The following is a 23785-nucleotide window of genomic DNA, read 5'->3' as shown; positions in this document are numbered from 1 at the left end:
TTGCCTCTTTTAAATAAAAACTTTATGAACACTCTTTTTAAAACAAGGACTGCGCAGTGAAAAAACTCTTTGGCGCCTCACTTCTGGCCGCTGGCCTGGCACTGACCAGCATGGCTCAGGCCGCACCGACCCTGCTTAACGTTTCCTACGACGTGATGCGCGATTTCTACAAGGACTACAACACTGCCTTCCAGAAACACTGGCAAGCCGAGCACAACGAAAACATCACCCTGCAGATGTCCTTCGGCGGCTCCAGCAAACAGGCGCGTTCAGTGATCGATGGCCTGCCGGCTGACGTCATCACCATGAACATGGCCACCGACATCAACGCCCTGGCGGACAACGGCAAACTGGTCCCGGACAACTGGGTCACGCGCCTGCCGAACAACAGCGCACCGTTCACCTCGGCCACCGTGTTCATCGTCCGCAAAGGCAACCCGAAAGCCCTGAAAGACTGGCCTGACCTGCTCAAGGACGGCGTGCAGGTGATCGTGCCAAACCCGAAAACGTCGGGTAACGGCCGCTACACCTACCTCTCGGCCTGGGGTTATGTGCTGAAAAACGGTGGTGACGAAAGCAAAGCCAAAGACTTCGTCGGCAAGCTGTTCAAACAAGCGCCGGTGCTGGATACCGGTGGCCGCGCCGCCACTACGACTTTCATGACCAACCAGATTGGTGATGTGCTGGTGACCTTCGAAAACGAGGCGGAAATGATCGCCCGTGAGTTTGGTCGTGATCAGTTTGAAGTGATCTACCCAAGTGTTTCCGCCGAAGCCGAGCCGCCAGTGTCGGTGGTCGACAAAACCGTCGACAAGAAAGGCACTCGCGCTGCTGCCGAGGAATATTTGAAGTACCTGTGGTCGCCGGAAGGTCAGGAGATTGCCGCAGCGAACTACCTTCGCCCGCGTGATCCGGCGGTGTTGGCCAAGTACACCGATCGTTTCCCGAAAGTGGATTTCCTGTCGGTAGAAAAGACCTTTGGTGACTGGCGGACAGTGCAGAAGACCCACTTCAACGATGGTGGGATCTTTGATCAGATCTACAGCGGTCAGTAATTCCTGAGCCCAATGAAAAAGGCGACCTGAGAAGGTCGCCTTTTTTGTGCCCGAACACAAAACCCAAGTTCACTGAAGATCCCTTAATGTAGGGATTTTGACTTGCCTTCACATCGGTGGCGTCACGCCGTCCTTGCCCGCCGCAATCGACTGGGCCGTCAGCGTCCCGTCGGCACTCTGGGTCACAAACGTCACAATCTTCACCCCCACCTTCAACAAGCTCCGATCCCCCGGCACCAGGTTCACGATCGGCACATCCTCCGGCACCAGAATTTTCTGCTGGCCGCCCTTGTAGTTGACGGTCAACACCCGGCCATTGCTGACGACCAGATCACCGACGCTGCCATTGGTCATGCTACTGCCCTTCACCAAATCAAACGGTCGATGTCCATCACCGCTACCAGCCAGCTCCGGTGGGAAGACATGGACTTCCAGCGCCTTGAGGGTGCCGTCTTCTTGCGCAATGGCAGCCGAGCCGATGTAGCTGCCGGGCTTGATGTCTTCGATGTTGGCCAAGGTGACGGCACGGACTTTGGTGTCATTGGTCAGGTTGATCACCACGTTTTCACCACTGTTGACGTGGACTTTCAGCACGTCTGGGCTGACCCCGGTGATCTCGCCGCGAACGCCGATGCGCATGCCCGGCGCGTCAGCAGCCTGGACAAGACCTGCCGTGAACAAGCTGATCAAGGTAACCACTGAAGCGCCGCGAATCAGGTGACGAAACATCGCATTCATGAAAGTGCCTTCCGTTTAATGAAACGTGAAGAGAGAACATAAGCACGCTATCGAACAGGATGTAAGTGAATGTATCATCGGACCTCGATATTTTGACGCAAGGCTCCTCGATGGACATCACACACGTCCGTCACTCATTCCGCAACGGAATGATTGCTATCACTCCAAACCCTCTTCTGCCCCTTCCGATAGCCCTTTAGCCTGCGCGCATTCTCTTTTGCTCAGCGAGACCCGTTATGAAGCCAGCGACTCAGGTGCCTCACGGCACCGCAACAATGACCCGAGGCATGGTGCTGCTGTTTGCCTTCTGCTGCGGCGCCATCGTTGCCAACATTTACTACGCCCAACCGATCATCGGCTTGATCGCGCCGGACATCGGCCTGACCAGCACCATGGCCAGCCTGATCGTTTCACTGACCCAGATCGGTTACGCGCTGGGTCTGTTCTTCCTGGTACCGCTGGGAGATCTGTTGGAAAACCGCCGCTTGATGATCATCACTACCGTGGTGGCGATTGCCAGTCTGTTGGGCGCCGCGTTCACCGATCAGCCAAATGTGTTTTTGCTGATCTCGTTGCTGGTGGGTTTCAGTTCGGTGTCGGTGCAGATCCTGATTCCGCTGGCCGCGCACTTGGCACCAGAGGAATCGCGTGGCCGTGTGGTCGGCGGGATCATGGGCGGTTTGCTGCTGGGAATTCTGTTGGCGCGGCCGGTGTCCAGCGTGGTGGCTGACCACTTCGGCTGGCGCGCGATGTTTGTGATTGCGGCCGTGTTGATGGCGGCGATCAGCATCGTGCTGGCGCTGACCATTCCCAAGCGCCAGCCTGATCACAGCGCTTCTTATGGTCAGTTGCTGGGCTCGTTGTGGACCCTGTTGCGTCAACAACCCGTGTTACGTCAGCGCGCGTTTTACCAAGGCTGCATGTTCGCCACCTTCAGCCTGTTCTGGACCGCCGTGCCGCTGGAACTGGCGCGCAACCATGGCTTGTCGCAAACCCAGATCGCGATCTTCGCCCTGGTCGGAGCCATCGGTGCCATCGCCGCCCCCATTGCCGGTCGACTGGCCGATGCCGGCCATACTCGCATTGCTTCACTGCTGGCCTTGCTGTTCGCCAGCCTGAGCTTCCTGCCAGCGTTCATCCATCCGGTTTACAGCGTTATCGGCCTCGCTGTCACCGGCGTGGTGCTCGACTTCTGCGTGCAGATGAACATGGTCCTCGGCCAACGCGCGGTCTACGCCCTCGACGCCAAAAGCCGCAGCCGCCTGAATGCGTTGTACATGACCAGCATCTTCATCGGTGGCGCGTTTGGTTCTTCGGTGGCCAGTGCGGTGTATGAGCACGGTGGCTGGTTGTGGATCGTGATTGTGGGCAGTGCGTTTCCGCTGTTGGCGTTGTTGCGGTTTTTGAGTGTTTCAGAGAAGCGTTCGCTGGCGACGGCATAGTCCACCAATAGCTTCGCGGGCAAGGGGTAGCGCCCGCGAAGGTGATGGTCTCGCTTTCACTCAGTGCCGAACCAACTTCTCCATCGCCGCATCCGCCAGAAAGGAAGAACGGCTTTTGACATTGTGCTCACGCACATAACGATCGATACGCTGGATCACGTAGCCGGGCAGCGTCACATTGACCTTCTCGGTTTTGCCCATGTACGGCGCGATGTCCAGCTCCAGCATTCCCCAGCCCATGTTGGCAAAGTCCGGATTCCCACGGTGAACGGCAGCAGATGTAGGCATGGGAATCGACTCCCCGTCAGCCGCAATCTCCTGAAGCATGATGTGGGCAATCTCGACCGCCGCGTTGTAGGCATCTTCAAATGTATCCCCGGCCGTTACGGCGCCTGGAATATCAGGGATCTGAATACCGATGGCGGTGTTCTCGTCGCCCCACTCGATACAGATTGGATATTGCATTATGGATCTCCTGCGTAACTGGCTCCCGGGCAATACAGCCCGGCTCGCCTCCTGATGCTTTTGACCGTCCCGATCGGCAAATCCTTTTTCGGATGAGGGACGGGTATCGTGTACGGGTTGTATCGGTGTTTGAAAAGGTGATGACTGCCGGCAATCCGATCCAGTGTCCAGCCAGCTTCCTCCAATTCCTTGATCAATAGCCTGCTCTGCACCAATAGCCTCCTTGCTCAGGCCTAAACAAAAGTAACCCTAGAGTTATCTTTACTCAAGCACAAAAATCCATATCGCGACGCTCGGTTGTTTTACAGAGTGTGATTGCGGGCCGCGGCCTTCTTCCCGGGAATGAATCATTTCACTCGGCGTGATCGGTTACGCCGAGGTCAACCCGGATTACACTCAGCGTCCTGAGCCTGGCGCGATGCTGGATGCGATTCGCGGCTGAACCGATCAAATGCCGCCTGAGCCGCGGCATGTTCTTTCAAGGAGTGTGCAATGACCCGACGTACCTTTCTCATCACCGGCGCCAGCAAAGGCATTGGTCGGGCGGTGGCCGAGCATCTGGACCGCGCGGGTCATCGGGTGGTCGGGATTGCCCGATCGCCCGACCTGAGCTTTCCCGGCATCCTGTTTCCGCTGGATCTGAGCGACCGGGCGCTGACTCAGGAAGTGCTGGTGGATCTGGCCAGGACCTATGAGTTCGACGGGCTAGTGAATAACGTCGGGCTGGTACGCCCGCAAGTGCTGGGCGAAATCGACCTCGATACGTTCGACGACGTGATGCGAATCAACCTGCATTCGGCGTTGCAGGCTACTCAGGCGCTACTGCCGAACATGCGCGCCAAGGCCTGGGGTCGGGTGGTGAACATATCCAGCCTGACCGTGCTGGGTATCACGCAGCGCACCGCCTACGCGGCGGCCAAAGCGGCGCTGATCAGCTTCACGCGATCCTGGGCGCTGGAACTGGCGCAAACCGGCGTAACAGTGAACGCCGTGGCCCCGGGCCCTACCGAAACCGAACTGTTTCGCGCCAACAATCCGCCGGGGAGCGAAGGTGAAGCGCGGTATCTGGCCGGCGTGCCGATGGGTCGGTTGGGGCAACCGCAGGAGATCGCGGCGGCGATTGCGTTTTTGTTGTCCGAGCAGAGCGGGTTTATCACCGGGCAAACCTTGTTTGTCGACGGTGGGTCTTCGATAGGCAAAGCGGCTTTCTGAAGAACACATATCAACGCTTTTGTGGCGAGGGAGCTTGCTCCCGTTCGGCTGCGAAGCAGTCGTCATCGGTCAGACCTGTCGCCTGTATTGGGGCCGCTTCGCGACCCAACGGGAGCAAGCTCCCTCGCCACAGTTAAAACTCAATTCAATCAGAACAGAGAATCCCGATGGACCGCCTCGCCGCAATGGAAACCTTCGTCTACGTGGTGGAAACCGGCTCATTTTCAGCCGCCGCCCGACGCTTGAATATCGGCCAGCCCGCCGTCTCGAAAGCCATCGCGCATTTGGAGGCGCGCCTCGCGGTCAGGCTGCTGTTGCGCTCGACCCGAGGCCTGGCGCCGACCGAGGCGGGCCTGGCTTTTTTCGAACGCTCCAAGCGTGCCATCGAAGAAGCCGACGAGGCCGACAACGCTGCTCGTGGTGCCGCCAGCGGCCTGAGCGGCAACCTGCGTATCTGTGCTGCCGTGACCTTTGGCCGGCTGCACATCGTTCCGCACCTCGGGCCTTTCCTCGATCAGAACCCGGACCTGAACATCGATTTGATGCTGGACGATCGCAACGTCAATCTGGTGGAGGAAGGCGTCGACATCGCCCTGCGCATGGGCGCCCAGAGCGACTCAGGCCTCACCGCCCGCAAGATTGCCGAGTGTCGGCGCGTGGTGTTGGGCACGCCCGCCTATTTCGAAAAACATGGCGAGCCCACCTGCCCTGCCGATCTGAGTAAACACCAAGCAGTCGTCTACACCTTGGGCGGTGGTACCAGTTGGCAATTGCGCAATGGGACAGATGATCAGTCAGTCATCATCAATGGGCGAGTCCGCGTCAACGCCGCCGAAGGTCTGCGTGCCGCCGTGCTAGCCCATCAAGGCCTGACCATGGCGTCCGAATGGATGTTTGCCCCGGAACTGGCCAACGGCGCGGTCAGGGAAGTGCTGAAGGATTGGACGTTGCCGAATCAGGACCTTTGGGCGGTGTTTCCCACAGGCCGAATGGCCAGTGCGAAGGCCCGGGCGTTTGTGGAGTATGTGCAGGGGTTGCTGATAAAAGACGTCTGAGAAACGCTCAGAAAGCAAAACGGCGATCCAAGGATCGCCGTTTCTGTTTACTGCCCGAATTGCCGTCCCAACCCGCCCGGAACGCCATGGATGTCTGTCTCTTCCCATGGCCCGTTCGGGCTGATCGACCGGCTCCAGCCATTGTCCCAGCGATAATACGTACGCTGGCGGTAGAAGGTGTTGGTCTGATCATCGAGAACGTACACGCCGAGCTTGGCATCCCAATGGCTGTTGCCACCCGGTGGCGGCGCGAAGCTGGCGGAGGTGCGTGGCTGCGGTTTGGCGGGCTTGGCCGGAATGCTCGGCTTGCCCGGTGTCGGTGTCGTGGACGGCGTTGGACGCGGCTGCGACGGCGGGATCGGTGGCAACCGTTCAGGCTGCTGCGGTTGGACCACGCAAGCGCTTAACCCCAAAACCATACTGAGCAGGGTGATACGAGCGATCGCGGTCATAGTGGCGTTTCCTGTCATTTGTCCGGGCTGTCGATGGTCAGTGTTTGCTGCGCAATGGTGCTGCTGGCCAGGGGCTGGCTGCGACCGATCCATTCGCCGGCAGTGGGTTTGCCGGCGCGGGAGATGCGCGCAACCAGTTGGACTTCAGGGAAGTTCGACAGTTTCAACTGCGGCATCATGGCGTCAGCATCGCCCAGCTCGACAGTCGCTGGCAAATCGGCCACGGTCAGGCGCTTGGCGGCCAATGGCGCAGGAGGCCCTGCGGTGGCGCGGGCGAAGATGAATACGCTGTCGCCCGGCTGGACCTTGGCTTTGAGCTCTGGTGCCAGATCCACTCGCACCTTGAGCAGTGCCGCCACCTTGGCGGCGGGCGCCTGGGCCACCTTACCACCGCTGGCTTCGAGTTTCTCGGTGGCCCGAGTGATGCCGCCTTGCAGCGCGGCGCGGGAACTGTCCTCCGGTGGCAGTTGCACCAGCAGGCGATTCCAGTAGTCGATGGCGTCCTGGTAACGCTGGCTTTCAAAGGCCGCAATACCGAGCAAGCCAAGGCTGGTGACTTCTTTCGGATCGGCTTTGAGTGCTTCGTCGGTCAGCGCCTGAACCTTGTCCGACCACTTCTTGCCGTCGGCGAAGTACTGGGCCTGCGCCCATTGGCCCAACAGCTCCGGCTGACGACCGGCCAGGTTCACCGTGCGTTCGAAGATCTTCGCCGCATCGCCAGGGCGATCCTGAGCCATGTAGGTGCGACCGAGGAAATACAGGCCTTCAGCCGAGTCCGGCTGAGCCGCGACCGCACGCTCCAGGCGACGGGTCATCTCTTCCATCGACTGCGGCGCCTGAGAGAATTCGCGGGTCAGTTCGACCTTGTCGCTCGCCCCAAAATGCAGATACAGGCCAAGACCCAGCACCGGTACCAGAATCGCCGCCAGCAAGGGCCACGGTTTGCCCAGGCGAGACACGCGTGGCGCCTCGACGCCTTCGGTGTCGGCGAGCAACTCACGGGCGGCTTCGGCGCGACCGGTGTCCATTTGCGCGGCGTCCAGAACGCCCTCTTCCTGCTGAGTCTGCAACTCAGCCACACGCTCCTGATACAGCGCGACGTTCAGGGCCGTACGATCCTCTTCAAGCTGGGCGCGACGACCACGCAGTACGGGAATCAGCAGAAAACTCAGGGCAACCAGAAGTAGCAGACCTGCAGCGAGCCAGAAATCAATCATTCTTGGTTTTATCCAACAGGTGGTCGAGGCGCTCACGCTCCCCGGCGGAAAGCTCATCCTTGGTGTCAGCGCGTTGCACGCGACGACGGCGGACGATCACGGCGATGATCACAAAACCACCCAGCAGCAGGCCGGCAGGGCCGAACCAGAGCACAGCAGTCTTGGCGTTCAGAGCGGGTTTGTAGCGGACGAAATCACCGTAGCGGTCGACCATGAAGTCGATGATCTGCTGGTTGTCCTTGCCCTCGCCGAGCATGCGAAAAATCTCTTTGCGCAGGTCGGCGGCGATCGGTGCGTTGGAATCGGCAATGTCCTGATTCTGACACTTGGGGCAACGCAGCTCTTTGGTCAGCTCGCGAAAACGCTCGCGATCACCTTCTTTGGCGAACTCGTAGGTGTCGATGGCTGCGTGCGCCACGCCGGCCATGCTCAAACCCAATACCGCGGCGGCTATCCAGCGCTTCATGGCTTGGCCTCATCAACCAGCGCCTGATACTTGGCGGCCAGTTTTTCGCGCCAGACCTGTTCGTCGATCACGCCAACGAACTTGTCGCGGATGATGCCCTTGGCGTCGATGAAGAAGGTTTCCGGAGCGCCGTACACACCCAGGTTCAAACCCAAAGTGCCTTCATCGTCACGGATGTCCAGCTGGTACGGATTGTGGAATTCCACCAGCCACTTCAAGGCGTCAGCGTTGACGTCCTTGTAGTTGATGCCGTAGATCACCACGCCCTTCTCGGCCAGTTTGTTCAGCACCGGGTGCTCGACCCGGCAAGAGATGCACCAGGTGCCCCAGACGTTGACCAGCGCTGGCTTACCCAGAATGTCGGCCTTGGTCAGGGTTTTGTCGCCCTGCACGGCCGGAAGGGAAAACTCCGGGAATGGCTTGTTGATCATCGCCGAAGGCAGCTCGGCCGGGTCCAGATAGAGCCCGCGATAAAGGAAAACAGCCACCACCAGAAAAATCACCAGGGGCAACAGCATCAACCAACGTCTCATGCGGTGGCTCCCTTCATGCCCAGTGCTTCACGCACACGGCTGTTCACCTTGACCCGGTAACGGCGATCCAATGCCGCCAGCAACCCGCCCAAACCAGTGAGCAGACCACCGAACCAGATCCAGCGCACGAACGGTTTGACGTGGACGCGAACGGCCCAGGCACCATCGCCCAACGGTTCGCCGAGTGCGACGTAGAGGTCGCGGGTGAAACCGGCGTCGATCCCGGCTTCGGTCATCACCGAGTTCTGCACGGTGTAGAGGCGCTTTTCCGGGTGCAGCACGCTGACTTCCTGGCCGTTGCGGATCACCCGAACGGTGCCCTTATCGGAGGTGAAGTTCGGGCCTTCGAAATGCTTGGCGCCTTCGAACACGAACTGGTAGCCGCCCAGGTCCATGGACTCGCCCGGCGCCAGGCGCAGGTCGCGCTCGGCACTGTTCTGGCTCGACAGCACGACGCCGAGGGCACACACGGCGATGCCGAGGTGAGCGACCTGCATCCCCCAATAACTGCGGGTCAGGGTCGGCAGGCCTTTGATCAAGCCTTTGTGGCGAGTCTTGTCGAAGATGTCACGCACACCGGCCAGCAACACCCAGGCGGCGAGCATGAAGGTCGCGATCACCGCCCAGTTGAAATCGCCGTAAGCGACACCGGCTACCACGGCCAGCGCGGCGCTGCCGAGCAACACCGGGGTCAGCATGCTCAACAGCCATTTGACCGGGGTGTCTTTCCAGCGCACCAACATGCCGACTGCCATCACCATCATCAGCAAGGCCATCAACGGAATGAACAGTGCGTTGAAGTACGGCGGGCCGACCGACAGCTTGGCGCCGGTCATCGCATCGAGAATCAGCGGATACAAGGTGCCGAGCAGGATCATCGACGCCGCCACCACCAACACCAGGTTGTTACCCAGCAGCAGGGTTTCCCGGGACCAGAGGTTGAAGCCGACGTGGCTCTTCACCACGGGAGCGCGCAGGGCAAACAGCGTCAGCGAACCACCGACCACGAACAACAGGAAGATCAGGATGAACACGCCGCGCGCAGGGTCGGACGCAAAGGCGTGAACCGAGGTCAGCACGCCCGAACGCACGAGGAAAGTCCCCAGCAAGCTCAACGAGAAGGCCGCGATGGCCAGCAACACGGTCCAGCTCTTGAACACGCCACGTTTTTCCGTGACCGCCAAGGAGTGAATCAGCGCCGTACCCACCAGCCATGGCATGAAGGAGGCGTTTTCCACCGGGTCCCAGAACCACCAACCGCCCCAGCCGAGTTCGTAGTAGGCCCACCACGAACCGAGGGTGATGCCGATACCGAGGAAGGCCCAGGCGACGATGGTCCACGGACGGGACCAGCGAGCCCACGCCGCATCAAGACGACCGCCCAGCAGCGCAGCGATAGCGAAAGCGAAGGCCACGGAGAAACCGACATAGCCCATGTACAGCATCGGCGGATGAACGATCAGGCCGATGTCTTGCAGCAATGGGTTGAGATCACGACCGTCCGCAGGAATCTGCGGAAGGATGCGGGAGAACGGGTTGGACGTGAGGATCAGGAACAGCAGGAAACCCGTGCTGATCATGCCCATCACCGCCAGCACGCGAGCCAGCATCACTTGCGGCAACTGACGGGAGAACACCGACACGGCGAAGGTCCAGCCGCCGAGTATCAGGGCCCAGAGCAGCAACGACCCTTCGTGAGCGCCCCACACCGCGCTGAACTTGTAGTACCACGGCAACGCGCTGTTGGAGTTGCTGGCAACGTAGGCGACGGAGAAATCGTCGGCCATGAAGGCGTAAGTCAGGCAACCGAAGGAGAACAGCAGAAACGCGAACTGCCCCCAGGCGGCCGGCTGAGCGAGGCTCATCCACAAGCGATCACCGCGCCAGGCACCGAGCAACGGCACCACGGCCTGAACCAGCGCGAAACAAAGCGCCAGAATCATGGCCAGATGGCCGAGTTCAGGAACAAAGAGTCCAGATGTCATCGATCAACCCTCCTTCGCGGGCGTTGGAGCAGATTGACCACTGTCTTTCAAAGCCTTGGTCACTTCCGGCGGCATGTACTTCTCGTCGTGCTTGGCCAGCACTTCGTCGGCCACCACCACGCCGTCGGCGTTGAGCTTGCCCAGGGCAACGATGCCCTGCCCTTCGCGGAACAGGTCCGGAAGGATGCCGCGGTAGCTGATGGTCACGGATTTACTGAAGTCGGTGACGATGAATGTCACGTCCAGCGAATCGCCGGAGCGTTGCAGCGAACCTTTCTCGACCATGCCACCGGCGCGGATGCGCGTGTCTTGCGGGGCTTCGCCGTTGGCGATCTGGGTCGGGGTGTAAAACAGATTGATGTTCTGCTGCAGGGCGCTCAGGGCCAGGCCGACGGCAACGCCGACACCGACCAGGATCGCGAGAATGATGATAAGACGCTTTTTGCGCAGCGGATTCACTTGCCGTTCTCCCGGCGCAGACGACGCGCCTCTTGTTGCAGATACCGCTTGCGGGCCAGGATCGGCGCCGCCACGTTGAGGGCCAGCACCGCCAGGCTAATGCCATAGGCTGACCAGACATACAGGCCGTGATGGCCCATGGCGAGAAAGTCGCCGAATGAAGCGAAACTCATCGAGCGGCCTCCAGACTGTTCTGCACTTCGGCCTTGACCCAACTGGCGCGGGCTTCGCGCTTGAGCACTTCAAGACGCATGCGCAGCAGCAACACCGCGCCGAAGAAGCAGTAGAACCCCAGCACCGTCAGCAGCAATGGCAGCCACATCTCGGCGGGCATTGCCGGTTTTTCGGTGAGGGTGAACGTCGCGCCCTGGTGCAGGGTGTTCCACCACTCCACCGAGTATTTGATGATCGGGATGTTGATCACGCCGACAATCGCCAATACCGCGCAGGCCTTGGCAGCACTGTCACGATTGCTGATCGCATTGCCCAGCGCAATAAGACCGAAGTACAGAAACAGCAGAATAAGCATGGACGTAAGTCGTGCATCCCAGACCCACCACGAGCCCCAGGTCGGTTTGCCCCAGATCGCCCCGGTGACCAGCGCTACGGCGGTCATCCAGGCACCGATGGGCGCCGCGCATTGCAGGGCGACGTCGGCCAGCTTCATCTTCCACACCAGCCCGACGATGCCACAGATCGCCAGCATCACGTAGATGGACTGGGCCAGCATGGCGGCCGGAACGTGGATATAAATGATGCGAAAGCTGTTGCCCTGCTGGTAGTCCGGCGGCGCGAAGGCCAGGCCCCACACGACACCAACGCTGATCAGCAGCAACGCCGCGACACTCAGCCACGGCAGCAGTTTGCCACTGATGCCGTAAAACCATTTGGGCGAGCCGAGCTTATGAAACCAGGTCCAGTTCATTACTGTTTCCATCACGGTTGCTGTTCGTCATCACGAGCAGCCAAGGGTCTTTACTGGCTAAAAAATAACCAGACCTCATTATTCGCCGACGCTGATCTTCAGGCCAGCAGCTATTGCAAAAGGTGTCAGGGTTATCGCCAGGGCGGTCAGGCTACCAAGCCACAGGAGATAACCGGTCGCCGGCATGCCTTGCAATGCAGCCTGCAAGGCGCCACTGCCGAGAATCAACACCGGGATGTACAACGGCAGAATCAGCAGCGCCAGCAACAGGCCACCACGCTTCAACCCCACCGTCAGGGCTGCGCCCACCGCACCGAGCAGGCTCAGCACCGGTGTACCCAGCAACAAAGAAAGCAGCAACACCGGCAGACAGGCGGTTGGCAAACCGAGCATCAATGCCAGCAATGGAGCGAGCAAAACCAGTGCCAGGCCAGAGAAGGACCAGTGTGCCAGTACCTTGGCCAAAACCAGAAGAGGCAGGGGGTGCGACGAAAGGACCCACTGTTCAAGCGATCCGTCTTCGAAATCACTGCGGAAAAGCCCGTCCAGCGAGAGCAAAACCGATAAAAGGGCCGCTACCCAGACCAGTCCCGGAGACAAGGTTTGCAACAATTGAGACTCGGGTCCGACCGCCAACGGGAACAGGGAAACCACGATCGCGAAGAATACGAGCGGATTGGCCAACTCCGCCGGACGGCGGAACAACAATCGGGCTTCACGGGCGACCAACAGGCCAAAAACACTCATACGGCCCAGTTCCCCAGATCAATGTCGCGATAGCCGGCCGGCATTCGGGTCAGCGTGTGGTGAGTGGTCAAGACCACCATGCCACCGCGCTCGCAGTGTGCGGCCAGGTGTTCTTCGAGTTGCGCCACGCCTTGTTTGTCGAGCGCAGTGAATGGCTCATCGAGGATCCACAGCGGCGGGCTTTCCAGGTACAACCGCGCCAACGCAACCCGGCGTTGCTGCCCGGCAGACAGCGTATGGCAAGGAACATCCTCGAAACCGCGCAGTCCGACAGCCGTCAGCGCCTGCCGGATCGCCTCATGGGAGGCCGGTTGATGCAAGGCGCAAAGCCAGCTCAAATTCTCTTCCGGCGTCAGCAGATCCTTGATCCCGGCAGCATGGCCGATCCACAGCAGGTTGCGCGCCAGCTCGAAGCGTTGCTCGTTCAATGGCTGGCCGTTGAGCAGCACTTGACCGGCAGTCGGCTGCATCAGACCGCAAAGCAGGCGTAAAAGGCTGGTTTTGCCACTGCCGTTGGGGCCACTGATTTGCAACATTTCGCCACTGGCCAGTCTCAATTCGAGATTTTCGAAAAGCAGCCGAAGGTCTCGCTCACAGGCGAGGGCAACGGTTTGCAGGACTGGACTGGTCAAGAGATCACGGGCCTTTTGGGTTCAAGTCGGCAGTGGAGCGGCCGTTAAAGATATGCAGGATAAATGCATTGGCGGCCCGTTCTAAGGAGCTGGATCAAGTATTTGAAATGTTTTCAGCGCCCCGGATACAACGGGGCGGCATTATACATGCCATGCCCTACTCTCAAGAGGGCAATTTCCTCAGGTTGTGACCGCGTATGACAGGCGAAATGAACATCCTCCCGCTACCGCAGACCACCCCCGCGACTTCGCGGCCGCTGGTGGTGAGTGGCGACCTGCTGAAGTTACTGACGCCGATGGAGGGCCTGATCACTGCGGGCCAGACCGCCAAGGCCGAAGTGCTGTCGCTCAAGCAGGCGGATCAGACCTTTCAACTGTTGCTCAAGGTCACCCTCGACAGCGGCCGTCAGACCACGGTCCAGGCCACCAGCACCCAACCGCTGCCTCAGGGCACCAGCCTGGCGATTACCCAGCCGTCGGCGGGTAATCTGGCCGTCACCGTGCAACAAGCCATCGCCTCCAGCGTCGCCACCCTCACCCGTATCGACACGGCGCAACTGCCCGTCGGCACCCTGCTGCAAGGCAAAGTGCTGACCTCTCAGGTGTTGCCGCAGGTGCCGGGCCAGCCGACGGTGTTTCGCTCGATGGTGAGCGTGCTCAACACCGCGTTGAGCGGCAGCACCCTAAGCATCGACAGCCCGACGCCGCTGCGCATCGGCACCTTGCTGAGCGCGCTGGTGCAGGACACCCAGACGTTGAAGTTCGTGCCATTGAGCAGCCACCAGGAGCAATTGGCGGTGACCCAACAACTGGTCAGTCAACAGAGCCGCCAGGGTTCGCTGGATGGCCTGCTCAAGCTCCTGCAAAACCTGCCGTCTTCGAATCAGACGTCCAGTGATCTGCGTGCCGCCGTCGACAAGTTGCTCGCCGGCCTGCCCGATGTTCAACAACTCAGCACGCCAAAGGGGCTGGCCCAGGCATTGGCCAATAGCGGGCTGTTCCTTGAAGCCAAACTGCTCAGCGGTCAGAACCCGACACTGGCCCCGGACATGAAAGGCGATCTGCTCAAGCTGATCGCACAACTGACGCCAGGCCTGCCGGCCAACACCAATCTCAACGCGATCATTGCCGCCAACACACTGGCCCAGGCCATGCCGAACTTCGTGCGCAGCGCCCTCGGCATGCTCGGTCAGGTCAGCGCCAAACCGCAGCCAACCAGCTTCCCGCTGCCCGAGCGCCTGTTACAAAGCATGGACGGCGAAGGCGATCTCGAGCACTTGCTGCGTTTGGCAGCAGCGGCGGTTTCGCGCCTGCAAAGCCATCAACTGTCGAGCCTGGAACAGACCGGCGTCACAGACGACGGACGGTTGATGAGCACCTGGCAACTGGAAATCCCGATGCGCAATCTGCAGGACATCGTGCCGTTGCAGGTCAAGTTCCAGCGCGAAGAAGCGCCCGAGAAGGAACAGCAAAACGAACGCCGCGACGAGCGCGAACCCAAACAACAATTGTGGCGAGTGGACCTGGCGTTCGACATGGAGCCCTTGGGCCCGTTGCAGATTCAGGCACAACTGATCAAAGGCAGCCTGTCCAGCCAGCTGTGGGCCGAACGCCCGTACACCGCCAGCCTGATCGAAAGTCATCTGGCCGAACTGCGCCAACGGCTGCTGGCGTCCGGCCTGAATGTCGGCGATCTCGATTGCCACCTTGGCACTCCGCCACAAGGCCCTCAAACCCGTCTCGAACAACGCTGGGTCGACGAAACCGCATGAGAAATCCCAACACCCCGCGCCAGGCCATCGCCCTCAAATACGACGGCAGCCACGCCCCTACCCTCACGGCCAAAGGTGACGAGGCACTGGCCGAAGCCATTCTGAAGATTGCCCGCGATTATGAAGTACCCATCTACGAAAACGCCGAGCTGGTGAAACTGCTGGCGCGGATGGAATTGGGGGAAAGTATTCCGGAGGAGTTGTATCGAACGATTGCGGAGATTATTGCGTTTGCGTGGAATCTGAAGGGCAAGTTTCCCCAGGGGCAGGATCCGAATGCGCCGATGGTCGAGAAGGACATCACCGATCGCGGCGACGATTACTGAGTCCGGTGCTCACGCTGTATCGAGCAACACTGTTTTGATTACCATTCGTCGCCACTGTCATATCTGACAGTAGCCCGCATCTTTGCTGTCGTTGCCTGATAGGTACGGCAGCGTCTAACTCCCCCTACCGACGCTTCCCTTATCGAAGGAGCGCTCTCATGATCCCGACCTCTTCACACCTCGGCGACACCGACACCGACAACGCTTTGTTGCGGCTCTGGCCACCAGACATTCCGGCATTAATCACTCCGATAGATGGGGACGAGGGCTACCATGGCGGCATAGGCGCTGCTGCCTTGAAAGCCGATCTCTTGGCCATCGTTGAGCCGTGGCTCGAGACAGGCCTGGGTGACAAGTGCCTTTTTTTCTGGGATGACGACGTCTCACCTATCGAAACGCAGATCATCGACACGCCGGAGAAGCTTGAAGAAAAACTCTACTTCAACATCCCGATAAAACAGATCCAGGACGGCACCGCCTTCCCCGTGTTTTTCCGGGTCATACGCGCCAGCCAAAACCACTCTGACTCGGACAAGCTCAATTTGCTGGTCAAACGCACGCTGCCAGGAGGCGTCCTCGACAAGCCCGAGCCACTTGGTCACCCTGGGCTGCGTTACACCCTGATCCCGGATATCAAGGATGGCGTCGATAGAGAGATGGCTAGAAACGGCATAGCCATGCGTATCGAGCCCTATCAGCACATCACTGTATTCGACCGCGTCATCGCGCGCTGGGGTAACGAAGAACAGGTGATTCACTATCCCGTCACCCGTCAGCAGATTGAAGATCCGACAAACCACCCGATTATCATCACGTTCGATGAAGCCTTGATCAAACGTGCTGGCGATGGCATCCACGCGGTGACCTACCAGGTGATCGATCGCTGCGGAAACCGGCCGCATGAGCATGCACCGTGGGCAGTGATCACTGACGTAGAGGTAGATTTGAAGCGCAGCACGCTCCCGGCTCCGACCGTTACAGGTGAAGAAGATGGAGTGCTGGATCCTGCTTACGTGCCGACTATCAAGGTAGTCGCCTCGGGTACCGGGCTAAACACTGACGATAGTGTCTGGGTCAAATGGCACGGACGGGAAGAACGGGAGACAACAGCACAACGCTACTCGGGAAGCGGAACGCTGGTATTCGACATCCCGCTCAGTTGGGCTCACGAGAGTACCGAAAGCTCCGTAATCATCACCTACGAAGTCAAACGCGGTGTGCGGGAACTCACCTCCGACCCCAAACCCTTGGATATCAAAACCACGATTGAACTCCAACTTCCCAAGGTACTGGAAGCTTACGGCGCCCGGGGTGACCGATTGAAAATGGCCGATATCTACTACGCCACGCATGTGACGATCCAGATCCCTCAATATCTGGGGATGGCCATTGGGCAAACCATTCGAGCTCGCTGGGCCTCCGTGCGACAGATCTACGACAGTCCAATCACGACAGTTGAAAAAGTCGGACCGATGAACTTCAGCGTTCCGCGCCTGGAAGTGGTTGATGCCATCGCAAGCACCGTGCCTGTCAGCTGCACTGTGCGCACATATCCCAACGGCCCTTTGCATCGGTCCCAGGCATTGCCTTTGGCTGTGGATGCTCAAGCATTTGTCCTTACCCCTCCCAGGCTAACCCCCGATCAGACAACGGTCACTATTCGATACCCTGGAATGGCTACCGGCTACCACGCACGCGTACGTCTTGCCGGGGTCGTGACGCGCAAGACAGCGTGGCAAGACCTGAAGACCGGGGTCACGGCAGAGTTCTCGATTCCGGGTAGCTGGATAGTAGAGAACAAAGGGAAAACGGTGTTGATCAACTACAGCGTCAATCGTCCGGGTATCGACGAACACAGCATGTTTTCGCAGGTATTGAGAGTAGAGCTGTGACACCACCGTGCCGCCAAGCCGGTGGTGCATGGACAACAAGGCAATTTTCTTTTCCTGATGGAGTTCGACAACCATGAACGCAGAACTGACTGGCTTTAATCTAATTGCTCCGAAAGTACCTAAATCATATGGCCCCGCCGGAGACCGCTTAGACTTCAACAACGTTTATTCCGACCCCTATATAGAAATCGTGGTTCCACATTACGTCGGCATGGCCAAGGGGCATGTAATTCGGGGGCGATGGGCAAGTGGCCGATATAAGTACGATACTGACACATTAACTATTAATGCTCCGGGGCCGCAAACGTTAAAAATCCCGAGACTGGAAGTGATCGACTCCATTGGCGGCAAAGTAGCGGTTAACTATAGCGTCCGCGAGGCGCCGGGGCTCCCACTCTTGATCTCAAAATCACTGACACTGAACGTCGACGCGCAAGACTTTGACCTGGCTGAACCCCGGCTTTCTGCTGACCGAAAAAAAGTGACTGTAAAGTTTTTGAACATGGAAGCCGGATATACTGTCCGAGTCCGCTGGTATGGCAAAGTCATTCACGACACCGACACCAAGCCAATCGTAAATGATTCATCAATTGCATTTAATATTCCGTCGAGCTGGATTCAAGAAAACATCGGAAAACTCGTATTAATAAACTACAGCCTTCATCATTCCGGCACGACGGACAACCTGATGTTTTCAAAAGTGCTACGCGTATCCCTTTGATCGGCAGTTATCGAATGCAACACCTAAAACAGGGTAAGCCGACAAGGCCTACCCTGCTTCCACGTTAATTACTTTTATTTTCACGCTTCAGACTGTTCACTTGCAAAACAACCAAAGACTGTCGGCACACCATCAATCAACGCACACCTAAGAGCAGCAAGAATATTATCTACCGCATTAAAGTGGGATTTTAATATATCTTTCACCCATTATTTACTGATAACGGATACCGATTGTTCCTCGCCATGAAAACTGAATTTAGCCACATCCCCCTCAAATGTTAATCGTAAAACAGGCAAATAATCTGTTGTCTGTTCAAAGTAATCCTTCTGCATAAACTGAGCCCCGGCTAGCGCTGCTTCCGGATTAGCAGACGAAACATAGACAAAACTCTCCAACGGTAGCTTCTTTGGCATACCCGCAGGCCACGCTGCAGTAACGACCTCATTGGTATAGTTTAAATCAGCAGGATACTCAAAGTTACTTCGACCTTGTAGAAAAATCGTGAACTGGTCTTTGCCTGCACCCAACCCGCACTGATGATAAAATCGATTTTCCGTCCCTGTCACAGCGTGATAGTGACTTTTCCATGCGGCTAAAGTCAAAACCCCAATTGCCTCACAAGAGTCACCCTCACCTGGATAATAATTGTGACGTCCGCATGATTGCTTCCTATTAGTACTCGTCGCCCCATCCCCCGGAAAGGCACATCGCACAGTGATAGACTGTGAATTTGATTTAATTGCAAAATTCATAGCCTTGAATATAAAACCCTGCCTCTCCGAAATATATAGACTTTTCATCTTCACATCTTTACGAAGAAAAGAAAAAGAAATTCCATCGCGCGATATAGAATTACCACTAGGATCCCAAGCATGGTAGTTTGGCGTCGCCCTTGTTGTTCTGATCATGATTCCGCTGCAAAAATATGCCGCATTCCCGGAACAATCGTTCGAGACATTCGAGAAGCGGGCATTCAACTGTTCTGCCACCACTTGCCCATACACTTGATCAGCTATCAAAAAACTGAAAACATTCTTATCTGCAGCTGCCAAGTTCAACTTGACAATGGGAACATACAGCGAGGTTTCCAGATAATACTCACGCTGAAACTTTTGTGCATCCGCCAGTTTGGCCGGAGACGACGCCTCGTAAAACACCGCTTCAATCGGCAATTTTTCCGGCTTACTCTCATCCCAGGTTTCTACCAATACTTCCATCGGTTTAGCCGTCCAGGCTGCATCGACGAGTTTATGCGCTTCGAGGCTGGCCTTGAACTGCGTCGCCACAAGCGTACTCAAAGAACACTGGTTCTTTGGCAACGAGCTGTGTTCTGTGAAGTTCTTCAGCCAGGCAGCCGCAGTTGTGGCCGGAACAGCCAACTTCGCACAGTTGGCAAGGTCTGCGTTCAGTTGCCCAACCTTGGGTGCAAAACCGCATCCATGGTCTGCGCGCACATCCAGTGACTCAGTCGGAAAAGGAAAAATGCAGCGCAGGTTCAGCGCCTTACCATCTGCCAAGGCCGACGTCTGGTCCTTTAAGATGAAGCCGCTTTTCCTGTTGCCGTTCAACGCAGTACTTCCAATATCGGAGCGAATATACGTAAACGCCACCGAGCCGAGTTTCGTAGCGGCTGAACCATAATCCCAAAACTTGAAAAAAGTGCTGTAATCCACGGCCCGAAGCAATACACCGGAACAATAGTAGGCCGGCGTGCCATTCGAACACTGTGCGACGTGACTCGTGTATTTGTTGTTCAAATCAGTGACCAATGCCTGTCCGGACATGGCTTGAACTTGTGTAACGCAACAAAACATTAAAATAATCAAAGCTCTCATCTGGACAGCTCCTCTTGAGATAGAAATCAACTTCAAGTCTCTGCTGCCCCAAGCATGCAATTCTACTGTCAGAAATAACAGTACAGACGGACGGTGCTCTGGATGATCCGACGTTGCTCGATAAACAGATGGGGGGAATTTAAAGTCAGCGTCAAATGCAAAAAAGATCGCAGCCTTCGTCAGCCCCTACATGGGTGTGCGTACACCCGTAGGAACTGACGAAGGCTGCGATCTTTTGCTTTCACTTGCCGCTTGGGGCTTCTAGTAGCTCTTGTGCATCTTGCTCATCAACTCCGCCTCAGCCTGGGTCAAGCCGCAGGACTGAGTCAGTTCATCGACGCTCGCGCCCATACCGACCAGTTTTGCCGCCTGTGCAAACGATAGGCTCGACGGATCGCGCTGTTCCAGTTGAGCCAGTTTGTCCGGCAACGGGGCAACCACTGCGCGCAGTTCGTGCAGGTCTTCACCCATGCGCACGTTGCCGCTCTGGTAGTCCTCGACACGCTTGGCCAAGTCCCTGATGCGCTGATCGCGCAGCGCATCGCCCTGGGCCTGTTGCGTGGCGATCAGTCGTTGGCCTCGTATGTACGCCAGAAACATCGCCAGCGTGCCTGCCCAAAAGAGGAACAGGACAATGACCGCTACCTCAAGAATCAATCAGATGTTCTCCAGGTCCGACCATTCTTCTTCGCTCATCATCTTGTCCAGCTCGACCAGGATCAGCAGTTCGTTGTTCTTGTTGCACACGCCCTGGATGAACTTGGCGGATTCTTCGTTACCGACGTTCGGCGCGGTTTCGATTTCCGACTGACGCAGGTAAACCACTTCGGCGACGCTGTCGACCATGATCCCGACGACTTGCTTGTCGGCTTCAATGATGACGATACGGGTGTTGTCGCTGATTTCGGCGTTCATCAGGCCGAAGCGCTGACGGGTGTCGATCACGGTGACCACGTTACCGCGCAGGTTGATGATGCCCAGCACGTAGCTCGGGGCACCCGGGACCGGGGCGATTTCGGTGTAACGCAGGACTTCCTGAACGCGCATCACGTTGATGCCGTAGGTTTCATTGTCCAGTTTGAAGGTCACCCATTGCAGGATCGGATCTTCAGAACCTTTTGCATTCGTCGCTTGATTACTCATACCCTGACCCCTCGAAAAACCGCCATAGCGGTGTGTGTTCTGTTGGCGGCATTCAACAATGCCGTCGCATACTTGTTATGTCGGCAGCTATGTCGGTTTGTGTAGCGGCTTGCTGCTGCTCATGTGCTTTGCCCCGCCGCTGGCGATCAACTCGGCCAGGGCGGAAACGTCCAGCAGCGCACACATGTGCTCAATCACCGTGCCGGCGAGCCATGGCCGCTGACCTCGATGACTTCTCCATTTGATTTCGTTCGGGTCCAGGCGCAACGAGCGGCTGACCTGATGCACCGCCAGCCCCCATTCGTAGCCCTGAACCGAAATAACGTATTGCAGGCCCTGACGGAAATCGTCGCGGTAGCGGTCCGGCATGACCCAACGCGCGGTGTCCAATACTTTCAGGTTGCCGGCCTGGCTCGGCAGGATCCCGAGGAACCATTCCGGCTGACCGAACAGCGGTGTCAGCTCGTGACCGGCCAAAGAATAAATCGACCCCAGACACACCAGCGGTACGGCCAGGGTCAGCCCGGCGACATCGAACAACAGGCATTCGAACGGCTCGGCGGCCCAGGACGGGCGACCATCGGTTTCCACCGGTGGCGGCGTATTACTTGGCGGCAGGTGGACTTCGACCACTGGCGGTACCAAGGCTTGCAGCAGCGGTGCGATGGTGGAGACCGGCGCCAGCACCGGTACAGGTGCTTCGACCAGCGCCATTGGAGCTTTCACCACGGGCGCTGCTATCGGCGCAGCAGCCACGGCGGGGTTCTGCGCATCTCGAGCCTGCTCTTCAAGCACCGCCGCCTGGAACTCGTCCAGTGCAGCTTCAGATTCGACCGCTTCAACAACCTCAACGATTTCAACCAGCGCTTCGATTTCCGGCGGCAACTCTTCAGTCGCCTCCATCAGCAAGCTGTCCAGATAAGACTGGAGTGCCAGTTGCGGGCGCGAGGTGATTTTTACCGGGCGGTTCATCTCACGCCACCTGCGGAACAAGTTGTGCGGCCAGCAGATGCTTGAGCAACGCGCGATAAGCCAGCACGCCACGGCTCTTGCCGTCGAACTGCGAAGGCGTCACGCCAGCACGGCTGGCATCACGCAAGCGAGTATCGACCGGGATATAGCCCTGCCAGATTTCTTCCGGGTATTTGTCACGCAACACTCGCAGCGTTCCGAGGGAAGCCTGCGTACGGCGGTCGAACAGGGTCGGCACGATGCTGAACGGCAGCGCCTGTTTACGCGAACGATTGATCATCGCCAGAGTGTTGACCATGCGCTCCAGGCCTTTGACCGCCAAGTGTTCGGTCTGCACCGGAATCACCAATTGCTGGCTCGCCGCCAAGGCATTGACCATCAGCAAACCGAGCAACGGCGGGCTGTCGATCACGGCGTAATCGAAGTCCTGCCAAAGTTGCGCCAGGCTCTTGGCAATCACCAGGCCCAAGCCACTCTGCCCCGGCGACTGGCGCTCGAGGGTCGCGAGTGCGGTGCTTGATGGCAGCAGGGAAATACTCTCGTGGCTGGTCGGCAACAGCAACTGACCGGGCAAGCCTTGCGGCACACTGCCCTTGTTCAGGAACAGGTCGTAGCTGCTGTGTTCCAGGCTGTCGGGGTCATAACCGAAGTAGCTGGTCATGGAGCCGTGGGGGTCGAGATCGACCACAACCACGCGCTTGCCCGCCTCGGCCAGCAAACCGGCTAAAGCGATAGAGGAAGTGGTTTTACCAACACCACCCTTTTGATTGGCAACGGCCCAGACTCTCATTCGGATTGTTCCTCCCGGTCGACATGGTCGACCGAGAAATGGTTCAGCGTATTAATGCGGGTGACGGAGAATTGACGGCGCTCTCTCGTCCCGGCGACTTGACCGGGGTCGGTGCAGTTTGTGTGCCAGCACGCTTCAACGCGGCATCCGGTTTTGCATTGGCGGTTCCGGTACCGGTGAGGCTGCGGCGTACATCGAGATTTCGTGACACCACCAAGACGACGCGACGGTTACGCGCCCGGCCCTCGGCAGTGGCGTTGTTGGCCACTGGCTGGAACTCGCCGTACCCCACCGATGCCAGGCGACCGGGGTTCACACCCTGCATCGCCAGCATGCGCACGATGCTCGCCGACCGCGCCGAGGACAGCTCCCAGTTGGTCGGGTATTGCGCGGTGCGGATCGGTTGATCGTCAGTGAAACCTTCGACGTGAATCGGGTTGTCGAACGGCTTCAGAATCGCGGCAACCTTGTCGATGATGTTGAATGCGATGTCGCTGGGCATGGCGTCGCCGCTGCCGAACAACAGGCTGGAATTGAGTTCGATCTCGACCCACAGCTCGTTGCCACGAATGGTCATCTGGTTGGAGCTGATCAAGTCGCCGAACGCGGCACTGATGTCGTCGGCGATGGTTTTGAGCGGATCGCTGGCACCCGCGATACCGGCGTCGACCTGCTCGGCGTCTTTAACCAGCGGTTTGGCCGGGGTCACGGTCTTCGGTCGCTCGTCGCCGATCGGGATCGGCTTGAGGGCGCGGTCGGAGTCGGTAAAGACCCCGATCAACGCTTCGGAAATTACCTTGTACTTGCCTTCGTTGATCGAAGAGATCGAGTACATCACCACGAAGAAAGCGAACAGCAACGTAATGAAGTCGGCGTACGAAACCAGCCAACGTTCATGGTTTACATGTTCTTCAGGTTGCCGACGACGAGCCATAGTCCATTACCCCC

Annotated in this window: 27 protein-coding genes; 8 read left to right on the top strand and 19 right to left on the bottom strand. The window is 58.2% G+C overall.

Annotation, left to right across the window (positions count from 1 at the left end; genetic code table 11):
• The first annotated feature begins 56 nt into the window (after positions 1 to 56).
• Positions 57 to 1055, top strand: coding sequence for a sulfate ABC transporter substrate-binding protein (locus ABH912_RS29260; protein WP_033056035.1), 999 nt, complete (start codon positions 57 to 59; stop codon positions 1053 to 1055).
• Between the two features lie 108 nt (positions 1056 to 1163).
• Here ABH912_RS29260 and ABH912_RS29255 read toward each other — a convergent pair whose 3' ends face one another.
• Positions 1164 to 1793, bottom strand: a complete 630-nt coding sequence (locus ABH912_RS29255) for a hypothetical protein (protein WP_082459044.1) — start codon at positions 1791 to 1793, stop codon at positions 1164 to 1166.
• A 236-nt stretch (positions 1794 to 2029) separates the two neighbouring features.
• Between ABH912_RS29255 and ABH912_RS29250 the strand changes: the two genes are divergently transcribed.
• A complete protein-coding gene (locus tag ABH912_RS29250) occupies positions 2030 to 3235 on the top strand; it encodes an MFS transporter (protein ID WP_095127749.1) in 1206 nt (401 codons plus the stop codon).
• A 60-nt stretch (positions 3236 to 3295) separates the two neighbouring features.
• On the opposite strand, the gene ABH912_RS29245 is transcribed toward ABH912_RS29250, so the two are convergent.
• The gene (locus tag ABH912_RS29245) at positions 3296 to 3700 is read right to left on the bottom strand and encodes a type II toxin-antitoxin system HicB family antitoxin (protein ID WP_033056033.1); all 405 of its coding nucleotides are present in this window, start codon (positions 3698 to 3700) and stop codon (positions 3296 to 3298) included.
• A complete protein-coding gene (locus ABH912_RS29240) occupies positions 3700 to 3912 on the bottom strand; it encodes a type II toxin-antitoxin system HicA family toxin (RefSeq protein ID WP_033056032.1) in 213 nt (70 codons plus the stop codon). The genes ABH912_RS29245 and ABH912_RS29240 overlap by 1 nt, the downstream gene beginning before the upstream one ends.
• Before the next feature lie 280 nt (positions 3913 to 4192).
• On the opposite strand from ABH912_RS29240, the gene ABH912_RS29235 reads away from it, so the two are divergent.
• Together ABH912_RS29235 and ABH912_RS29230 are read left to right on the top strand one after the other, a co-directional pair.
• Entirely contained in the window at positions 4193 to 4912 is a 720-nt protein-coding gene (locus ABH912_RS29235) for an SDR family oxidoreductase (protein WP_033056030.1), read from the top strand.
• 167 nt (positions 4913 to 5079) lie between these two features.
• The gene (locus tag ABH912_RS29230) at positions 5080 to 5967 is read left to right on the top strand and encodes a LysR family transcriptional regulator (RefSeq protein WP_033056029.1); all 888 of its coding nucleotides are present in this window, start codon (positions 5080 to 5082) and stop codon (positions 5965 to 5967) included.
• 47 nt (positions 5968 to 6014) lie between these two features.
• On the opposite strand, the gene ABH912_RS29225 is transcribed toward ABH912_RS29230, so the two are convergent.
• The 10 genes from ABH912_RS29225 to ccmA form a co-directional block, all read right to left on the bottom strand.
• Positions 6015 to 6419: a hypothetical protein gene (locus ABH912_RS29225; RefSeq protein ID WP_033056027.1), complete on the bottom strand. Its 405-nt coding sequence runs from the start codon at positions 6417 to 6419 to the stop codon at positions 6015 to 6017.
• A gap of 14 nt (positions 6420 to 6433) precedes the next feature.
• The gene (gene ccmI / locus ABH912_RS29220) at positions 6434 to 7636 is read right to left on the bottom strand and encodes a c-type cytochrome biogenesis protein CcmI (RefSeq protein WP_033056025.1); all 1203 of its coding nucleotides are present in this window, start codon (positions 7634 to 7636) and stop codon (positions 6434 to 6436) included.
• Positions 7629 to 8102: a cytochrome c-type biogenesis protein gene (locus ABH912_RS29215; protein WP_033056023.1), complete on the bottom strand. Its 474-nt coding sequence runs from the start codon at positions 8100 to 8102 to the stop codon at positions 7629 to 7631. The genes ccmI and ABH912_RS29215 overlap by 8 nt, the downstream gene beginning before the upstream one ends.
• Complete coding sequence (locus ABH912_RS29210) at positions 8099 to 8635, bottom strand: DsbE family thiol:disulfide interchange protein (RefSeq protein ID WP_033056022.1); 537 nt, start codon at positions 8633 to 8635, stop codon at positions 8099 to 8101. The genes ABH912_RS29215 and ABH912_RS29210 overlap by 4 nt, the downstream gene beginning before the upstream one ends.
• Positions 8632 to 10620 (bottom strand): heme lyase CcmF/NrfE family subunit, encoded by a 1989-nt coding sequence (locus ABH912_RS29205; protein WP_429512378.1) that lies wholly within the window; start codon positions 10618 to 10620, stop codon positions 8632 to 8634. Before ABH912_RS29205 ends, ABH912_RS29210 begins: the two co-directional genes overlap by 4 nt.
• Before the next feature lie 3 nt (positions 10621 to 10623).
• Complete coding sequence (ccmE, locus tag ABH912_RS29200; RefSeq protein WP_429512376.1) at positions 10624 to 11079, bottom strand: cytochrome c maturation protein CcmE; 456 nt, start codon at positions 11077 to 11079, stop codon at positions 10624 to 10626.
• Complete coding sequence (gene ccmD / locus ABH912_RS29195) at positions 11076 to 11252, bottom strand: heme exporter protein CcmD (RefSeq protein WP_007894243.1); 177 nt, start codon at positions 11250 to 11252, stop codon at positions 11076 to 11078. The genes ccmE and ccmD overlap by 4 nt, the downstream gene beginning before the upstream one ends.
• A complete protein-coding gene (locus ABH912_RS29190; RefSeq protein ID WP_046054301.1) occupies positions 11249 to 12004 on the bottom strand; it encodes a heme ABC transporter permease in 756 nt (251 codons plus the stop codon). The genes ccmD and ABH912_RS29190 overlap by 4 nt, the downstream gene beginning before the upstream one ends.
• A gap of 78 nt (positions 12005 to 12082) precedes the next feature.
• A complete protein-coding gene (ccmB, locus tag ABH912_RS29185) occupies positions 12083 to 12751 on the bottom strand; it encodes a heme exporter protein CcmB (RefSeq protein ID WP_008155797.1) in 669 nt (222 codons plus the stop codon).
• Positions 12748 to 13383: a cytochrome c biogenesis heme-transporting ATPase CcmA gene (gene ccmA / locus ABH912_RS29180; protein ID WP_033056017.1), complete on the bottom strand. Its 636-nt coding sequence runs from the start codon at positions 13381 to 13383 to the stop codon at positions 12748 to 12750. The genes ccmB and ccmA overlap by 4 nt, the downstream gene beginning before the upstream one ends.
• 197 nt (positions 13384 to 13580) lie before the next feature.
• Here ccmA and ABH912_RS29175 point away from each other — a divergent pair, with 197 nt between their 5' ends.
• The 4 genes from ABH912_RS29175 (at position 13581) to ABH912_RS29160 (ending at position 18094) form a co-directional block, all read left to right on the top strand.
• Positions 13581 to 15155: a flagellar hook-length control protein FliK gene (locus tag ABH912_RS29175; RefSeq protein ID WP_429512373.1), complete on the top strand. Its 1575-nt coding sequence runs from the start codon at positions 13581 to 13583 to the stop codon at positions 15153 to 15155.
• On the top strand, positions 15152 to 15481 hold the full coding sequence (locus tag ABH912_RS29170; protein WP_429512371.1) for an EscU/YscU/HrcU family type III secretion system export apparatus switch protein: 330 nt from the start codon (positions 15152 to 15154) through the stop codon (positions 15479 to 15481). Before ABH912_RS29175 ends, ABH912_RS29170 begins: the two co-directional genes overlap by 4 nt.
• A gap of 158 nt (positions 15482 to 15639) precedes the next feature.
• Entirely contained in the window at positions 15640 to 17373 is a 1734-nt protein-coding gene (locus ABH912_RS29165) for a hypothetical protein (RefSeq protein WP_429512369.1), read from the top strand.
• A 73-nt stretch (positions 17374 to 17446) separates the two neighbouring features.
• Positions 17447 to 18094, top strand: coding sequence for a hypothetical protein (locus tag ABH912_RS29160; RefSeq protein ID WP_050482786.1), 648 nt, complete (start codon positions 17447 to 17449; stop codon positions 18092 to 18094).
• Positions 18095 to 18303: 209 nt separating this feature from the next.
• Here the strand turns inward: ABH912_RS29160 and ABH912_RS29155 are convergent, their stop codons facing one another.
• The 6 genes from ABH912_RS29155 to motD form a co-directional block, all read right to left on the bottom strand.
• Positions 18304 to 19932 carry a hypothetical protein gene (locus ABH912_RS29155; protein WP_429512367.1) on the bottom strand — a complete coding sequence of 543 codons (1629 nt, stop codon included), beginning with the start codon at positions 19930 to 19932 and terminating at the stop codon, positions 18304 to 18306.
• Between the two features lie 261 nt (positions 19933 to 20193).
• Entirely contained in the window at positions 20194 to 20589 is a 396-nt protein-coding gene (locus tag ABH912_RS29150; RefSeq protein WP_033056011.1) for a DUF2802 domain-containing protein, read from the bottom strand.
• Positions 20590 to 21075, bottom strand: a complete 486-nt coding sequence (locus ABH912_RS29145) for a chemotaxis protein CheW (RefSeq protein ID WP_008155806.1) — start codon at positions 21073 to 21075, stop codon at positions 20590 to 20592.
• Positions 21076 to 21162: 87 nt separating this feature from the next.
• Complete coding sequence (locus ABH912_RS29140; protein WP_033056009.1) at positions 21163 to 22047, bottom strand: CheW domain-containing protein; 885 nt, start codon at positions 22045 to 22047, stop codon at positions 21163 to 21165.
• Position 22048: 1 nt separating this feature from the next.
• Complete coding sequence (locus ABH912_RS29135) at positions 22049 to 22837, bottom strand: ParA family protein (protein WP_033056007.1); 789 nt, start codon at positions 22835 to 22837, stop codon at positions 22049 to 22051.
• Between the two features lie 43 nt (positions 22838 to 22880).
• A complete protein-coding gene (motD, locus tag ABH912_RS29130) occupies positions 22881 to 23771 on the bottom strand; it encodes a flagellar motor protein MotD (protein WP_033056006.1) in 891 nt (296 codons plus the stop codon).
• Between the last annotated feature and the right edge of the window lie 14 nt (positions 23772 to 23785).

This window comes from Pseudomonas sp. BT76 TE3572 (genome assembly GCF_050435365.1).
GTDB classification, from domain to species: Bacteria; Pseudomonadota; Gammaproteobacteria; order Pseudomonadales; family Pseudomonadaceae; genus Aquipseudomonas; species Aquipseudomonas fluorescens_W.
This window is presented reverse-complemented; position numbering and strand designations above follow the sequence as displayed.

Bases quoted from the DNA above. Each gene is read 5' to 3' on its own strand.
- ABH912_RS29255 (WP_082459044.1), bottom strand. From the start codon at position 1,793: ATGAATGCGATGTTTCGTCACCTGATTCGCGGCGCTTCAGTGGTTACC.
- ABH912_RS29250 (WP_095127749.1), top strand. From the start codon at position 2,030: ATGAAGCCAGCGACTCAGGTGCCTCACGGCACCGCAACAATGACCCGA.
- ABH912_RS29245 (WP_033056033.1), bottom strand. From the start codon at position 3,700: ATGCAATATCCAATCTGTATCGAGTGGGGCGACGAGAACACCGCCATC.
- ABH912_RS29235 (WP_033056030.1), top strand. From the start codon at position 4,193: ATGACCCGACGTACCTTTCTCATCACCGGCGCCAGCAAAGGCATTGGT.
- ABH912_RS29230 (WP_033056029.1), top strand. From the start codon at position 5,080: ATGGACCGCCTCGCCGCAATGGAAACCTTCGTCTACGTGGTGGAAACC.
- ABH912_RS29225 (WP_033056027.1), bottom strand. From the start codon at position 6,419: ATGACCGCGATCGCTCGTATCACCCTGCTCAGTATGGTTTTGGGGTTA.
- ccmI (WP_033056025.1), bottom strand. From the start codon at position 7,636: ATGATTGATTTCTGGCTCGCTGCAGGTCTGCTACTTCTGGTTGCCCTG.
- ABH912_RS29215 (WP_033056023.1), bottom strand. From the start codon at position 8,102: ATGAAGCGCTGGATAGCCGCCGCGGTATTGGGTTTGAGCATGGCCGGC.
- ABH912_RS29210 (WP_033056022.1), bottom strand. From the start codon at position 8,635: ATGAGACGTTGGTTGATGCTGTTGCCCCTGGTGATTTTTCTGGTGGTG.
- ABH912_RS29205 (WP_429512378.1), bottom strand. From the start codon at position 10,620: ATGACATCTGGACTCTTTGTTCCTGAACTCGGCCATCTGGCCATGATT.
- ccmD (WP_007894243.1), bottom strand. From the start codon at position 11,252: ATGAGTTTCGCTTCATTCGGCGACTTTCTCGCCATGGGCCATCACGGC.
- ABH912_RS29190 (WP_046054301.1), bottom strand. From the start codon at position 12,004: ATGAACTGGACCTGGTTTCATAAGCTCGGCTCGCCCAAATGGTTTTAC.
- ccmB (WP_008155797.1), bottom strand. From the start codon at position 12,751: ATGAGTGTTTTTGGCCTGTTGGTCGCCCGTGAAGCCCGATTGTTGTTC.
- ABH912_RS29175 (WP_429512373.1), top strand. From the start codon at position 13,581: ATGACAGGCGAAATGAACATCCTCCCGCTACCGCAGACCACCCCCGCG.
- ABH912_RS29170 (WP_429512371.1), top strand. From the start codon at position 15,152: ATGAGAAATCCCAACACCCCGCGCCAGGCCATCGCCCTCAAATACGAC.
- ABH912_RS29165 (WP_429512369.1), top strand. From the start codon at position 15,640: ATGATCCCGACCTCTTCACACCTCGGCGACACCGACACCGACAACGCT.
- ABH912_RS29160 (WP_050482786.1), top strand. From the start codon at position 17,447: ATGAACGCAGAACTGACTGGCTTTAATCTAATTGCTCCGAAAGTACCT.
- ABH912_RS29155 (WP_429512367.1), bottom strand. From the start codon at position 19,932: ATGAGAGCTTTGATTATTTTAATGTTTTGTTGCGTTACACAAGTTCAA.
- ABH912_RS29145 (WP_008155806.1), bottom strand. From the start codon at position 21,075: ATGAGTAATCAAGCGACGAATGCAAAAGGTTCTGAAGATCCGATCCTG.
- ABH912_RS29140 (WP_033056009.1), bottom strand. From the start codon at position 22,047: ATGAACCGCCCGGTAAAAATCACCTCGCGCCCGCAACTGGCACTCCAG.
- ABH912_RS29135 (WP_033056007.1), bottom strand. From the start codon at position 22,837: ATGAGAGTCTGGGCCGTTGCCAATCAAAAGGGTGGTGTTGGTAAAACC.
- motD (WP_033056006.1), bottom strand. From the start codon at position 23,771: ATGGCTCGTCGTCGGCAACCTGAAGAACATGTAAACCATGAACGTTGG.